The sequence below is a fragment of the Azospirillum brasilense genome (assembly GCF_001315015.1).
Lineage (GTDB): Bacteria > Pseudomonadota > Alphaproteobacteria > Azospirillales > Azospirillaceae > Azospirillum > Azospirillum brasilense.
This window is the reverse complement of the sequence record NZ_CP012915.1, coordinates 195621-210075: the sequence shown is the minus strand read 5'-3', so window position 1 is coordinate 210075 and position 14455 is coordinate 195621. Positions and strand designations below refer to the sequence as shown.

The following is a 14455-nucleotide window of genomic DNA, read 5'->3' as shown; positions in this document are numbered from 1 at the left end:
CGGCCCGCAATAACCGCTGCACAGATTCACCCATAAGGCGTATGATTCCCCGTTCGAGAAACGGGCGGGGATCATCATGGAGTGGGACGCGGCCTATGCCATCGGCCAGAGCGCAGTGGACGGAGACCACCAGCGCCTGTTTCAGCTGTTCAACCAGTTCAATGCGGCCATCGCCGCCGGCGAAACCCGGGAATCCGCGAACCGCTTCCTGCGTGAGCTGGCCGATTACTCGGCCTATCATTTCCGCCGCGAGGAAGGGCTGATGCACGCCATCGGGTACCCCGACTACGCGAAGCACAAGAAGATGCACGACACCTTCGCCGACTTCGTCCGCCGGCAATCCGACTCCGAAGAGCGCGATTTGGAGGAGGTCCAGTTCCTCCAGAGCTATGTCGAGATGTGGCTCTGCGGCCATATTCTGGTCATGGACAAGTGGTTTGGTGAATGGCTCGATGGCCGGGCCGGGAAATCCGGCGCGGCAGAGCCTATATCCTGACGGGTCCCCGGCTGCCGCCTCTCCCCCCAGGCCGGGACCAGGACTGCGGCAACCGGCTGGACGGGAGTGCGGGATGAGCGACAGCAACGACGGGTTCCGGTTCCCCCCGCGCAAGGAGGCGCCCCCCGCCCCTGTTCCGCGGGAGCCCCGCCTCCGCATGGGGCAGGCCCGCGCCGCCCTGCTCTGGGAACGTCTGTGGCCGGCGCTCTGGGCGCCCATCACCATCGCCGGGGCCTTCCTCGCTCTGGCCCTGCTGAACGTCTTCCTGCTTCTGCCGGGCTGGCTGCACGCGCTGGTCCTGCTTCTGTTCGTTGCCGCCATCGGCTGGACGGGGTGGCGCGGGCTGCGCGCCTTCCGCCTGCCGGACGAAGACGCCGCCCGACGCCGGCTGGAGCGCGACAGCGGCCTGCCCCACCGCCCCCTCCACGCGTTGCGCGACAGGCCCTCCGGCAACGACCCCGTCGCCGCGGAACTGTGGCGCCTGCACCAGGAGCGGGTCCGCGCCGCCATGCGGCGGCTGCGCGTCGCCATGCCGCTGTCCGACGGCCTCGCCGCCCAGGACCGCTACGCCCTGCGCGCTCTGGTCGCGCTCGTGCTGGTCGCCGCGGGCGGAGCGACCTGGGGCGACTGGAAGCCGCGTCTGGTCGCCGCCATCACCCCGCATTTCGGCGGAACGGCGACGGCGTCCGTCGCGACGCTCGACCTGTGGGTGACGCCGCCGGAATACACCGGCCTGCCGCCGGTCTTCCTGAAGTCGGCCAACCCCGCCCACACGCCGAGCCTCGCCGATCCCGTGCCGGTCCCCAAGGGCAGCCTCGTGCTGGCCCGCGTCACCGGCGGCAGCGGGACGCCGGCGCTGGAGGCCGGAAGCAAATCCGCGGCCTTCGAGGCGGTGGACTCGTCCACCTTCCAGATCCAGCAGCCCATCGAGGACGGCACCCGCATCGCCGTGACCCAGGGGTCCAGCGTGCTGGGCGGTTGGAACGTGCGGATCATTCCGGACAACCCGCCGACCATCGCCTACGCCAGCCCCCCGACCAAGGGGGAGCGCGGCGCGCTGCGGCTGGACTACACCGCGCAGGACGATTACGGGCTGGCCGAGGCCAAGGCCGTCGTCCGGCTGGACCTGCCGGAGGGCGAGGCCCCGGCGCTCGACCGCAGCCCATTGGAGCTGCCGCTGGCCCTTCCCGGCGTCCGCCCGCGCGAGGCGCGCAACGCCGCCTTCCACGATCTCACCGCCCATCCCTGGGCCGGGCTGAACGTCACCATCCGCCTGACCGCCCTCGACGGCGCCGGCCAGACCGGCAGCACGGAGGACGTGGCGATGGTCCTGCCGGAGCGCGTCTTCAACCACCCGGTCGCCCGCGCCATCGTGGAGGAGCGCAAGAAACTGACCCTGCGGCCGCAGCAGCTCCGCATCGAGGTGGCACGCGCTCTGGCCGAAATCTCATCCAGGCCCAGCCAGTTCGGCGGCGATCTGGTGGCCTTCCTGGCCATGCGCACCGCGGTGAACCGCCTGCTGCTCGACGAGGAGGGGGCCTCCGTCCCCGCCGTTCAGCAGCTGCTGTGGGAAACCGCGCTGCGCATCGAGGACGGCGGGCTGTCGCTGGCCGAGCGCGACCTGCGCGACGCCGAGAGCCGTCTCGCCGAGGCGCTGGAGCGTGGCGCCGACGACCAGGAGCTGAAGAAGCTGATGGACGAGCTTCAGGCGGCGCTCGACAAGTTCCTCGACGCCATGGAGCAGCAGATGCGCGAGGCGCTGGAGCGCGGCGAGCAAATCCCCATGGTGCCGCCGGAGATGGCCGACCAGATGATGGACCGTCAGGACCTCCAGCGCATGATGGAGCAGATGCGGCAGATGGCCGAGACCGGCGCCCGCGACGCCGCGCGGCAGATGCTGTCCCAGCTCCAGCAGATGATGGAGCAGATGCGCAACGGCGCCATGGCCCAGATGCAGCAGCAGGGCCAGAACGAGGCGGCGCAGATGATGCGCGAGCTTCAGGAGCTGACGCAGCGGCAACAGCAGCTTCTCGACCAGACCTTCCGCCAGTCGCAGGAGCAGATGGGCCGGCAGGATGGGCAGCAGGGCCAGCAGCAGGGGCCGCGCAATCGCCAGGGCCGCCCGCAGCAGGGGCAGCAAGGGCAGCAGGGCCAGTCCGGCAGCCCGCTGATGCAGAAGCAGGCCGAACAGCAGGAGGCGTTGCGCCGCCAGCTCGGCGAGCTGATGCGCCGCATGGGCGAGCAGCAGGGCGGCGAGATCCCCCGCCCGCTGGGCCGCGCCGAGCGGGCCATGCGCGACGCCGGCCAAGCGCTCCAGCAGGGGCAGCCCGGCTCCGCCGTTCCGTCGCAGACCCAGGCGATGGACGAGCTTCAGCAGGGCATGCAGGCGATGGCCGAGCAGATGATGCAGCAGATGATGGGCCAGCAGGGTCCGGCGATGAGCGGCCAGCAGCCCGGACAGGCGCAGCAGCGCCAGGGCCAGGGCCGCAACCGCGACCCGCTGGGCCGCCGCCCCTCCGGCTTCGGCAACTACAACAACGAGGACGTGAAGATCCCCGAGGAGGCCGAACTCCAGCGCGCCCGTGAAATTCTCGACGAGCTGCGCCGCCGTTCCGGCCAGTATGGCCGCCCGCAGATGGAGCGCGAGTACATCGACCGCCTGCTGAAGCAGTTCTAGGGCAGCGGAGCCTTCAGGGATTAAGCAAAGAGGTAACTCAGAAGATACGTGAATCACGAAAGACTGAGATCAAGGACATCACAAATAAGCACCGCCCGATGCTGAACGTTCTCGAACGAAAATCTCAATTCCGGATAGTTCATGACCGCGCTCCAGGTCATTTGCATTAGAGAAATCTGAAGCAAGACAGGCGGATCGGAACTGGGCAATCTCTCCAGTGCCTGCAGAGGGCACATTGAAAATGGAGAGCATCATGACGTCAGTGAAAGCTCAGCCAAAAGGCCAGTCCTTGGCTCAGGTGACAAAGGACTGGTGGCGCTGGTCTGTCGATCTTGACCGCAACGGTGGAGCAAATCCGTTTGAGGACACAACGGGAGCCTATGCTTCCGCTGGGCATATGCCCGACAGCCATATGTTCTATCTGGCCGGGATTGCTGGGAACACCGGCACGGCCATTGATGGGGTCACGACGCAAAGCAGAGCGTTCGAAGTCCCCGCCAACGACGCGATCCTGGTTCCGGTTATCAACACCGCAGAAACCGTCCCCGACTACGAGGCGTATCTCGGAAAGAGCAAAGTTCCCACGATCGATAAAGTCGAACAATACATTTACGACTGGAAGAACAGCTACGTACAAGACAAGTTTCTTCTCGTCGATGGCAAGCCGGTCCCGTTGGACAACAGCTATGTGGAGTCCGGGCCGTTCTCTCTGGGCAGTGTGGAGCCGGGCGACGTCGGGTACGACCTTTTTGGATTGAGGCCCGCCGGGACGGAGCAACAACCCGCTTTCGCCGGTGGATATTGGGGCGTCATCAAAGGCCTCGGTGTCGGCACCCACTCCATCGAATTTGGCGGCAGCATCGACTACAGCCTCACGGATGCGGGTTTCGGCCCGCCCGACGGCACTGTCGACTTCAGCTACAAAGTCGTCGACACCGTCACTGTGGTCCCCCCGAGCCATTACCATCCGGGCCATCACCATCCGAATGTGACACCATGCGGCATGGGCCTCTTCGATCGCTGATCAAGGAAGCCTTGGAACGATCCCGCTCGGGCCGCATGATCCCCGTGCCTTTTGCGGGGCGGAGGACCGGGCGGCTTTACCGAAGGGCGGCGCTGGTGCAGTATCCGCCGCGCAAGGCGCCGCCGCTTGCCCTTCCGGCACGGACGCCCCCGGACACAACGAACGTTTCCTCATGGTCGCGGTCCTTTCGAACCACGGGTCGGGCGGGCTGGCCCCGCAGCGCCCGGAACTGACGCTCGGCAGCAAGTTCCGCATGATCAACTGGGGGCTGGTGCTCCTGGTCTGCATCATCACGTCGGTCGGGGTGGCCCTGCTCTACTCGGCCGCCGGCGGCAACTGGCGGCCCTGGGCACAGCCGCAGCTCGTGCGCGCCGTCCCCGGGCTGGTCCTGATGCTGATGATCGCGCTGGTCGACGTGCGGCATCTGATGAAGTCGGCTTACGCCATCTTCCTGATCGTGCTCTGCCTGCTGGTGGCGGTGGAGCTGATGGGCCGCATCGGCATGGGCGCCCAGCGCTGGATCGACCTGGGTTTCTTCCAGCTTCAGCCGTCGGAGCTGATGAAGCCGGCCCTGACCCTGGCGCTGGCCCGTTACTTCCACGGCATCTCGCTGGACCAGATCGGCCGCCCGCTGCTGCTGATCCCGCCACTGCTGCTCGTCTTCGTCCCGGTGGCACTGGTGCTGATGCAGCCGAATCTGGGCACCTCGCTCTTGCTGATCATGGGCAGCGGGGCCGTCTTCTTCGCCGCGGGCGTGAGGATCTGGAAGTTCCTAGTGGTCATCGGCGGCGGACTGGCGACCATCCCCGTCGCCTGGGAATTCCTGCACGATTACCAGAAGCAGCGCGTCTACACCTTCCTCGACCCGGAGACCGACCCTCTGGGCGCCGGCTACAACATCCTGCAGTCGAAGATCGCCCTGGGTTCGGGTGGCCTGTTCGGCAAGGGCTTCATGTCCGGGTCGCAGAGCCAGCTGATGTTCCTGCCGGAGAAGCACACCGACTTCATCTTCGTGGTGCTGGCGGAGGAGTTCGGGATGGTCGGCGCGCTGATCCTGCTGGCGCTCTACCTGATGCTGTTCATCTACGGGGTGGTCATCGCGCTGAGCTGCCGCAGCCAGTTCGCCCGGCTGGTGGCGGTCGGCATGACCGCGCAGTTCTTCCTCTACGTGATGGTCAACGTGTCGATGGTGACCGGCCTGATCCCGGTGGTGGGCATCCCGCTGCCGCTGGTGTCCTACGGCGGGTCGGCGATGATGACGCTGATGATCGGCGTGGGGTTGCTGCTCAGCATGTCGGTTCACCGCGAGGTCCGCATCCCGAAGAGTGGCGTCACCGAACTGTGACGCCGCCATGAGCCGTCTGCGCCTTGCCCGTCTGCTGTCGGCCGCCCTGCTCTACCTCGTGTTCAAGGTGATCCTGTACCGGGCCGCCGGGCTGTTCGAGGTGGCGCCCAACGCAAGCGCCTGGTACCCGCCCATCGGGCTGATGCTGGCTTTCGTGCTGTACGGCGGCCCGGCCGCCCTTCCCTTTCTCCTCATCCCGTCCGACCTGCTTGTCTATGGGACGGTGAACGGTTTCAGCCTGCTGATCATCCCGCAGGCGCTCGTGGTGGGCGCCACCGGGCTTGCCCTGCGGCGGGGGCTGGGAGGAGACGTCTTCGGAAGCGCGAAGGGCATCGGTGTCTTCATGGTCGCGGCGCTGGCCGCCGTCTCCCTCCTGCTCGTTCTGTCCACCACGGCGGTGCAGGCCATCACGGCGCAGCGCATCGCCATCGCGGGCAACGTAAACTTCGCCTACTGGCTGGGCGACCTGTCGGGGCTTCTGCTCTGCACGCCCGTGTTCCTGGCCATCTTCCGCCTGATCCGGCCGCCGCCCGGCGAGGTGGACCGTTGGCTGTCGCCGGACATGGGTACGGTCCTGCGGGCAGCCGCGCTCAGCGCCGCCGGCCTTCTGGCCTGGTCATTGACGCACGACCGGATGGCCACGCCGGCCAGCGCGGTCTTCCTGCTCATCCTGCCCATCGCGACGGCGGGATTCCTGTGGGGGTTCGCCGCCTCCACGCTGACCGCCTTCCTGACCAACGGCGGACTCGTGCTGACCATGCATGGGACGCTGGCCCCGTCTGAGGCCGTTGATCTCCAGGTCTTCATGCTGGCCGCCGGAGCCACGGGGCTGCTTCTGGGGGCCCTGGGCAGCACGCGCATGGAACTGCTCGGGCGCAACGCGCAACTGGTGCGCGCCATCGAGGAGGCACCGCTGGGCATCGCCCTGCTGGAGCGGCGACGGGAAGCCGGGGTGAGGGTTGCCTTCGCCAACCGCACCTTCCGGCGCTTCGATCCCGACATCGCCCCCGTCGCCCGCCGCCTGACGCACGGTCAGGGATTGGAGGTGGATGTCGAGCGGGCCGGGCGGACGCTGGCCTGGATGGTCAAGCCGGCCTCCGCCTCGCCATCGGGCGAGACGATGATCGCCATCGTTCAGGACGTGACGGAGCAGCGCCGGAAGGAGCAGGCGGACCAGCACCAGCGCCGCATGGTGGCCATCGGAGAGATCGCTGGCGGCATGGCCCATGAACTGAACAACCTGCTTCATCCGGTCCTCAATCTCAGCCAGCAGGCGCGGTCGGACGCGGCGACGCGCCCGGAGCGCCTGGGCCGCGCGCTGGCCATCATCGAGGACAGCGCCCGCAGCGCCGCCAAGCTGGTGCGTCAGGTCCTGTCCTTCGCCCGCGGCAGCGACCGCGACGAGGAGGGAGCGGAACTGGTATCCGCGGTGCGCGACGTGACCGCCCTTCTGGACGCCACCCTGCCGCCCACCTTCACCACAACCCTGACCAGCGAGGTCTCCGAGGTTCCGGTCCGCCTGACCCGGACGGAGATCGGGCAGATCGTCACCAACCTCGCCGTCAATGCGCTGGACGCCACCGGCCAGAAAGGCCATTTGCGCATCCGCGTCGGGCGGCCCGCCGGCGGGTTCGTGACCATGACGGTCGAGGATGACGGTCCGGGCATCCCCGCCCCCGATGCGGAGCGCGTCATGGAGCCCTTCTTCACCACCAAGCCCCATGGGCAGGGAACGGGGCTCGGTCTGGCGGTGGTGCAGGACCTGCTGCTGCGGCGCGGCAGCGGCATCCGCCTCGTGACGCAGGCTCCCCAAGGGGCACGCTTCGTGCTAACCCTTGCAGAGCACTGCTGAGCGGGAAGGCTATGAAGATATTGATCGTCGACGACGCCGAGAACGTCCGCTACTCGCTCCGCACCAGCCTGGAGGACGCCGGATACGATGTTGACGAAGCGCCCGATGGCGAAGTCGCTCTTGCCAAATTGCAATCTGAGGTTTTCGATTTTATCGTTGCGGATGTGTGGATGCCGCATTTGAACGGCATCGATCTGCTACAGAGGATGCGCGATACCACCCCCCAGACCCCCGTCTTTATCATTACGGGTGGAGCCGCCCGCATTCCCATCGAAAGCACGGCGGCGATGGCCCGCACCTGGGGGGCCGACCAGGTGTTCTACAAACCGTTCGAAAACGCTGACCTGATCGCCGCGATCCGGCAGCGCGACGCCGTTCGATAGAATCACACAATCAAGCGCAAAGCCTCAGACGGCGGACGCGGCCGTCCGGCCGCTTGCCTTCGCAGGCATGAGCCTGAGGGGCCGCCGTCGCGGCCCTTACCGTCGCGCGTAAGTCAGGACTTACGCGCGACGGTATCACACGTCGGTCTTCCCCTGCCGCAACTCCAGGAGACGTTGCAGGAGTCGCGTCGCCACACGGGCGTAGACTTCCGCATCGTCTTTCGGCATCTCCGCAAGCGCGCGCTCCAGCACGTGGCGCGGGTCACGCCTCAGCAGATCGCGGCCCTTGTCCGTCAATTCCAACAGATCCGCCCGCGCGTCGCGCGGGTTGGCAAGCTTGTTCAGCAAGCCCTTGTCCACCAGCGTGACGACGGTGCGCGCCACGCTGGCGATCGCCAGATCCTGATAGCGCGCCAGCGCCGATGCGGTGCGGTGCGTCTCCGGCGCCTCGGCGAAATAGCGCAGGGCCACCCATTGGGCCGGATACAGCCCTTCCGCATGTCCCGAAGCGTGCAGCAGGCGCGACGTGTTCTCCACGACCGTCGCCAACCCCGTCATGGATAGTTTCTGGACCATTGCGTCTGTCTGAATCCGTTCCGTACCGCCGGCGGTGACAATAGCCACGTTCCGCCACAGGCGCCACCGCCGCCCCTTTAACGACCCATTAACGCATCACTGCATAGCATAATTCACTAAGCACTGCTTCATATATGGCTGGCAGCCGGATGGCGCGGGACGTCCGTCCGGCCGCTTCCCCCGTGCCGGGCGTCCCGCGCTCGTCCCGACAACACGCAACGATTCGATCAGGTGAGATCCGCGACCATGGCAGCAAAAGAGAACTCTTGGACCGCGACGCGGATCTTGGGCGCGATAGCCCTCGGCTCGGCGATGATGCTGTGCACGGCGGCCAATGTTTCGGCGAGGAACTACGCAAGCGTCGGCGAGATGATCATGCTGTGCGAAAGCCACGGCGGCTCGGACTTTGTCAGCTTCGCACAATGCTACACCGCCAATCTCCGTGAGTTCATGCCGGGACATGCGAATCCCACGTTGCAGTCGATCCAGGACGAAATGGTGGCATTCACCGAAGCGCTCGCCGCGGCGGTCAGCCAGCGCAGGATATCGTCCCGGACCGCGAAGATAATTTTCCAGAACGCACGTGCCAAATTCAATGACATCGACAAGAAATCACGAAGCAATCCGGCGCAGTACAATGCCAATGATCTGAGGCAGACGATATACGGCGAGTTCAACGGGGTGCTGAAAACCTACGATGAAGCCAAGCGGCTGTTTGCGGCGACAAGCGCCGAGGAGCGGCGGTGCGTCGGCGACCTTGACGCCTATGTGCAGCAGGACAAGGTGGCGGCGTTGGAAGGCAATGTGAAGGAGTGCAAGCGTCAGATCGCCGACCGGAACGCCGCGCTCGCTCGGCAAGAGGAGGCCCGCCTCGCCGCCGAGCGGGAAAAGGCCCGGCAAGCCGAAGAGGAGGCCCGCCGGAAGATGGCGCAGCAGGAGCAGCTTCGCCAGGAGGAGATCGCTCGCCAGAAGCGCGCGAAGGAAGCCTATGAACGGTGCATGGCCGACACCGAATGCCGCGCTCAAAAGGAAAGAGCCCAGGCCGAGTGGCGTTCGATGGTGGCCCTCGGGCTTTATCCGAAGAAGACCTACATCCGGATCTACGGCGTCCGGCAGCAATGCGAAACCAGCGGCAATTTCATATGCATGCAGATCTGCAATCAGATGGCGGACATCGTCGACCGGCAGGTGCGGGCGATGACCGGGACGGGGATTCTTGCCTCCACCAATCTGGAATTCAAACTTCCCGGGATGGAGGAGGTTTTTGCCGGCGCGCTGAAGCAGTGCATCGATGTGAGCCGGCAATGACGCCGGCCAAGCCGGTCATTCCACAAGCATTGCACGGCGTTGGAGACGATTTTGAAGACAGTGTTGTTGGCGTCCTTGCTGCTTCTGGCGGCTTTCAGCACCCCTTCGATGGCCCAGGACGCAGCCAGCCCGTTCACCCAGGCCGAGATCACCGAGTTGACGGGGAACCTGGCCGATTGCTGGAGCGCAGGTGAACTCGCCAGGCTCAACGGCCGGGCGATCCCGGCCCGCCTGTTCTTCGATGAGGAGGGAAAATACTCCGGCATCTCGCTCACCGACCGCAGCGCGATGGCCGATCCGGTTTACCGGAGCGTTGCCCAATCCCTTATCCAGACCTTCAGGACCTGCAAGCGGCTGAGAGCGCCCGAGCGTCTGAAAGGACGCCACGTCGAGGTGCTCGTGAACGTGCGTCCGCAGGATTTCCGGGATTCCGCCTCCAACGCCCGGACCATCGCCAACACGACGCCCCCAGCGGGGGAGAAAGGCTCCCTCCCGATTAAGGCCATCGAGGGCGGCTGGAGCAGAAGCAGCGCGGACTGCGGACGGACGATCTACACAATCCACCGTCCGGGTGAGTTCCTGCAGATAATCAGCGACGGCATGAGCGATGCGCGGCAGACGCCCCGCGAAGGCTATCTGATGGGTGGTTACCTGGGAAAGTACGTTGACGAGGGGGACGGAAACGTCGTGTTCATCGTCGAGAAGTTTCCGAAGATTAAATTCCGCATGAAATACAACCGGCTCGACGCGACGTTGGCTCAGCACCTCGAATATGACGGCCGGCCGGCACAGCCCGCCCACAAGATGGTGAAATGCCTGTCGGCGGAAAATGCCAAGACGGTGGAGATCATGGATTATGACGATCCCAGCAAGTGGCTTTCGGAGAAGGACAAGGCATTTCATCTCGTCCTGGTCACGGCAGCCATCAACGGACACGCGGCCGCGGCGACGGCCGCGATGAGGGATGGCGCGGATCCCTTGAAAGCCGGCTTCAACGAAGGTCTGGGAATTCTCGACCTCGTCCACCAGAACAGCCAACTGTCATGCGAACAGAAGCTGGCGATGCGAAAGCTCCTGAAGGCGCAGTCTCCGGCGCTGAGGGAGCTTCTGCCACCCGCGCTGCGAACGAGCTATGTGGGCAACTGCGCCTTCTACGCGACTCTGAGGTGACGACGCCGTTCGCAGGACGGAGGCGGCAACGGGCCGGCGGCCCGTAACTGGCGTCGCGGGCCGGCAGGGTTCAAGGGGCCGAAGCGGCTGGGCGCCGCCTCTCCCTCGCCGCCTGACTTTCCCTGCAAACATTCTGTGTTCCTGTCGGGCCATGCGCGCCGGTCATGGCCTTCCAGGTCGTAGCGACGCGCGCGGCGGGTTACGCACCCGCGCCCGTCTCGGCCTCGTCCTGATTCTGGATCAACACCTTGTCAATGCGCCGGCCGTCCATGTCGACGACCTCGAACCGCAGGCCGTTCCAGTGGAAATGCTCCGCGGCGGTGGGCACATGGCCCAACCGGTCGAGCATGAAGCCGGCGATGGTGTGGTAGTCGCCCTCGCCCTTCAAGCCCTTCACGCCGACCAGCGACTCCACCTCCTCCACCGGGGTCATGCCGTCGACCAGCCAGGAGCCGTCCTCACGCTGAACCGCGAAGCCGTCGCCTTCCTGCCCCTGCTCGGGCAATTCGCCGGCGATGGCTTCCATGATGTCGGTCACGGTGGCGATGCCCTCGACGCTGCCATACTCGTCCACCACCACGGCCATGTGGATGCTGGCCTGCTTGAACAGCTCCAGCAGCCGCAGGACGGGGGTGCCGTCATGGACGATCAGCGGGTCCACCATGGCGTCGCGCAGGTCGAAGCTGCGCCCCTGGAGCGCTTGGTTGAGCAGCGCCTTGCTGGACACGATGCCCTGCACCTCGTCCACGTCGCCGCGGCAGACCAGGAAGCGGGAATAGCCGCTGGCCTGGATCTCCTTGGCGATGGCGTCGGGCGGATCGTTGAGGTCGATCCACACGAGGTCCGGGCGCGGCGTCATGATCGACCGCGCGGTGCGGTCGGACAGCCGGAACACGCCTTCGATCATCTGCCGCTCGGCGGGTTCGAAGACGCCGGTCTGCGTGCCCTCCTTGATGAGGCTCTTGACCTCCTCCTCGGTGACGGTCTGCTCGCGCGCGGTGGGCAGGCGCAGCAGCTTCATCAAGCCTTCGGTCGAGACCCCGAGCAGCCAGACCAACGGCATGGCGATGCGCGACAGGACGCTCATCGGACCGGCCACGCCGGCGGCGATGCGCTCCGCGTTCACCAGCGCCATGCGCTTGGGCACCAGCTCGCCGACGATCAGCGACAGGTAGGTGATCGCGGCGACGACCAGCGCGAAGCCGACCTGCTGCCCGTAGGGGGCGATCCAGGAGACGTTGGCGTCCAGGACCGTGCCCAGCCGGTCGGCCAGGGTCGCGCCGCCATAGGCGCCGGCGATGATGCCGATCAGCGTGATGCCGACCTGCACGGTGGAGAGGAAGTTGCCGGGGTCCTCCGACAATTTCAGCGCGGCGCGGGCGCCCTTGCTGCGTGTTTCCTCGGCCATCTGCTGAAGCCGCGCGCGTCGCGACGACACCAGCGCCATTTCCGACATCGCGAAAAAGGCGTTCAGCAGGATCAGCAATATGATGACCAGTACTTCCCAAATCATGGCGTCGAGCCCGTGGGCGCTCCCTCTTATGAAGACAGTTTATCGAAAATCAGCATGCCGGCTTGCCCGAAACCGAACAGGACGGCGGCGACGATGACGATGGCGATCAGCCCGGCGACGAGGCCGGCGACGACGAAGGCCCCATCCTTCTCGATCAACCCCAGCGCGATCAGCGCGATGGCCAGCGCCGGGGGCTGGTTGCCGAAGACGATGGGAAGGGCCAGGATTCCGGCCAGGATCATCACGGCCACGCCGAGCAGCCGTTCCGCCATGGGGGCGGTCATCGCCGGCAGGCGCGGGCGCAGATGCCGCTCCAGCCGATCGACGTGCGGCTTCGCCTTCGCGATCACCCGCAAAAAGGCGTCCCGGTCGAGCGTGAGGGCGGCCAGCCGGCGCGGCAGCCAGGGGCGATCACGCCCGGCGGCGATCTGCGCGCCGATCAGCAGCATCGGCAGGCCCGTCGCCGTGGACAGGCCCGGCACCGGCAGGATGTTCGGAATGGACAGGATCAGAAGCAGGGCGCCAAAGGCACGGTCGCCCAGAATGCCCACAAGGTCACCCAGCGCGATCCGCGCGCCGTGATCGTGGTTCAGGAAATCATCCAGCACCGCCGAAGCGGGGTTCACCGGCGGGAAGCCGGTGGTCGCGGCGTCGCCGCGGTCAACGCCCTCCGGAGCCTGACGGTCCGGGGACGTGTCGGGAGGTCGGCCGTCGCTCACGGCGCTCCCCACGGAGGCCGCCCGAAACGGCGGAAGGGTAAACCCATGGACCTTTCGCGTCGCAACATCGTAGGGGCTACTTTTACAGCATCGCCAGTCGGCGCGCCAGCCCATCTGTGGAATGTGCCGTTTCTCAAGGGGATGATGCCACCAACGGCAGGTCCACGGTGAAGGTCGAGCCGCGTCCCGGCGCCGAATCGGCGGTGATGCGCCCGCCATGCCCCTCGACGATGGACCGGCAGATGTACAGGCCGAGTCCGACCGTTCCCTCTCCCTCCGTGCCCAACCGGCCGGTACGGGCGAAGGGCTGGAAGAGCTGCGCCAGCTCGGCCGGAGGAATGCCCCGCCCCTCGTCGGACACGCGCAGGCGCGCCCGGCCGCCACCCTCGCACGGGGTCTCGCCCGGCGCCTCGTCCGAAACCTCACTGAGGGCGACGCGGACCCGACCGCCCCGGTCGGAATATTTGACGGCGTTCGACAGAAGGTTGTTGAGCAGCTGATCCAGCTTGGCCGGGTCGATGTCGGCCATGGGCAAGGGGCGTTCGGGCACGGACAGCTCGATGGTGATGGTCTTGCCCTCGGCCAACACGCGATTCATCGAGACGTTCCGCCGGACGAGCGCCGCCAGATCGGACGGCCGCCGCGCCAGGCGCAGCCGCCCCGCCTGGAGCGCCGCCAGGGACAGCGCATCCTCCACCATGTGGCGCATCGACAGGCTGGATTCCCGGATGCGCTCCAGGCAGGCGCGCTCCGTCGCCTCCAGCCGCCCGTCCAGCCGTTGCTCCAGCAGTTCCGCGAAGCCGACGACGACCTGGAGCGGTGTGCGCAGATCGTGGGCCAACATGCCCATCAGCCGGTTCTTCTGCTCGTTGCTGGCGGCCAGTTCGGCGTTGGCCTTGGCGAGCGCCCGCTGGGCGTTGGCAAGCTCGTTGTTGAGAAGGGTCATCTCGTCGAACAGCGTGTCCGCGGAGGGGACCGCCGGCGCCGGCACCGCCGACCGCAAAGGGGCAAGCCGCCGGGCCAGCCGCGGGTTCAGCGCCTCCAGCTCCTCCAGCAGGGCCGAAAGCCCGCCGGGTGCCCGCGCCACCGCCAACACCAGCCCCTCCGCATCGCCGAGCCCGCTGACATGGAAAACTCCCGCGGGGTCGATCCGGCTGGGTACGGGCTGGTCGATCGTCCGGCCGGACTTCCGCAGGCCGCTGAACAGGTCCAGCGCGCCCGCCACAGCGTCCGGGCCGAACAGCACCGGAAAGGGGGTGCCTGGCTTTCCCGTCAAACCCGGCAAACCGGAGCCCACCCTGTGCAGCGCGCGCAGCCGCCCATCGTGGTCGCAGGTCAGGACCAACCCGTCCATGCCCTCTCCTTCAAGCCGCATGCATCACGGAAACACGC

The 14455-nt window shown here is 66.6% G+C and carries 12 protein-coding genes; 8 read left to right on the top strand and 4 right to left on the bottom strand.

From position 1 onward, the window contains the following. Nucleotides 1-76: 76 nt before the first annotated feature. The 6 genes from AMK58_RS14700 (at nucleotide 77) to AMK58_RS14675 (ending at nucleotide 7777) form a co-directional block, all read left to right on the top strand. The gene (locus AMK58_RS14700) at nucleotides 77-496 is read left to right on the top strand and encodes a bacteriohemerythrin (RefSeq protein WP_051140483.1); all 420 of its coding nucleotides are present in this window, start codon (nucleotides 77-79) and stop codon (nucleotides 494-496) included. Nucleotides 497-569: 73 nt separating this feature from the next. Further along, nucleotides 570-3173: a TIGR02302 family protein gene (locus AMK58_RS14695; protein WP_059399124.1), complete on the top strand. Its 2604-nt coding sequence runs from the start codon at nucleotides 570-572 to the stop codon at nucleotides 3171-3173. A gap of 253 nt (nucleotides 3174-3426) precedes the next feature. Further along, nucleotides 3427-4197 carry a hypothetical protein gene (locus AMK58_RS14690; protein ID WP_137165211.1) on the top strand — a complete coding sequence of 257 codons (771 nt, stop codon included), beginning with the start codon at nucleotides 3427-3429 and terminating at the stop codon, nucleotides 4195-4197. A gap of 172 nt (nucleotides 4198-4369) precedes the next feature. Next, the gene (gene rodA, locus AMK58_RS14685; protein ID WP_035677238.1) at nucleotides 4370-5542 is read left to right on the top strand and encodes a rod shape-determining protein RodA; all 1173 of its coding nucleotides are present in this window, start codon (nucleotides 4370-4372) and stop codon (nucleotides 5540-5542) included. A gap of 7 nt (nucleotides 5543-5549) precedes the next feature. Next, nucleotides 5550-7394, top strand: a complete 1845-nt coding sequence (locus AMK58_RS14680; RefSeq protein ID WP_035677241.1) for an ATP-binding protein — start codon at nucleotides 5550-5552, stop codon at nucleotides 7392-7394. An 11-nt stretch (nucleotides 7395-7405) separates the two neighbouring features. Further along, nucleotides 7406-7777 carry a response regulator gene (locus AMK58_RS14675; RefSeq protein ID WP_035677244.1) on the top strand — a complete coding sequence of 124 codons (372 nt, stop codon included), beginning with the start codon at nucleotides 7406-7408 and terminating at the stop codon, nucleotides 7775-7777. Nucleotides 7778-7912: 135 nt separating this feature from the next. Here the strand turns inward: AMK58_RS14675 and AMK58_RS14670 are convergent, their stop codons facing one another. After that, complete coding sequence (locus tag AMK58_RS14670; protein WP_051140486.1) at nucleotides 7913-8335, bottom strand: MarR family winged helix-turn-helix transcriptional regulator; 423 nt, start codon at nucleotides 8333-8335, stop codon at nucleotides 7913-7915. Nucleotides 8336-8599: 264 nt separating this feature from the next. On the opposite strand from AMK58_RS14670, the gene AMK58_RS14665 reads away from it, so the two are divergent. Continuing rightward, on the top strand, nucleotides 8600-9661 hold the full coding sequence (locus AMK58_RS14665) for a hypothetical protein (RefSeq protein ID WP_059399123.1): 1062 nt from the start codon (nucleotides 8600-8602) through the stop codon (nucleotides 9659-9661). A gap of 66 nt (nucleotides 9662-9727) precedes the next feature. Continuing rightward, on the top strand, nucleotides 9728-10831 hold the full coding sequence (locus tag AMK58_RS14660) for a hypothetical protein (RefSeq protein ID WP_137165212.1): 1104 nt from the start codon (nucleotides 9728-9730) through the stop codon (nucleotides 10829-10831). Nucleotides 10832-11030: 199 nt separating this feature from the next. On the opposite strand, the gene AMK58_RS14655 is transcribed toward AMK58_RS14660, so the two are convergent. From AMK58_RS14655 to AMK58_RS14645, 3 genes are all read right to left on the bottom strand, one after another. Further along, the gene (locus AMK58_RS14655) at nucleotides 11031-12344 is read right to left on the bottom strand and encodes a hemolysin family protein (RefSeq protein WP_035677254.1); all 1314 of its coding nucleotides are present in this window, start codon (nucleotides 12342-12344) and stop codon (nucleotides 11031-11033) included. A gap of 26 nt (nucleotides 12345-12370) precedes the next feature. After that, the gene (locus tag AMK58_RS14650) at nucleotides 12371-13063 is read right to left on the bottom strand and encodes an exopolysaccharide biosynthesis protein (protein WP_035677257.1); all 693 of its coding nucleotides are present in this window, start codon (nucleotides 13061-13063) and stop codon (nucleotides 12371-12373) included. A 133-nt stretch (nucleotides 13064-13196) separates the two neighbouring features. Beyond that, on the bottom strand, nucleotides 13197-14417 hold the full coding sequence (locus AMK58_RS14645) for a sensor histidine kinase (RefSeq protein ID WP_051140487.1): 1221 nt from the start codon (nucleotides 14415-14417) through the stop codon (nucleotides 13197-13199). Nucleotides 14418-14455 lie beyond the last annotated feature (38 nt).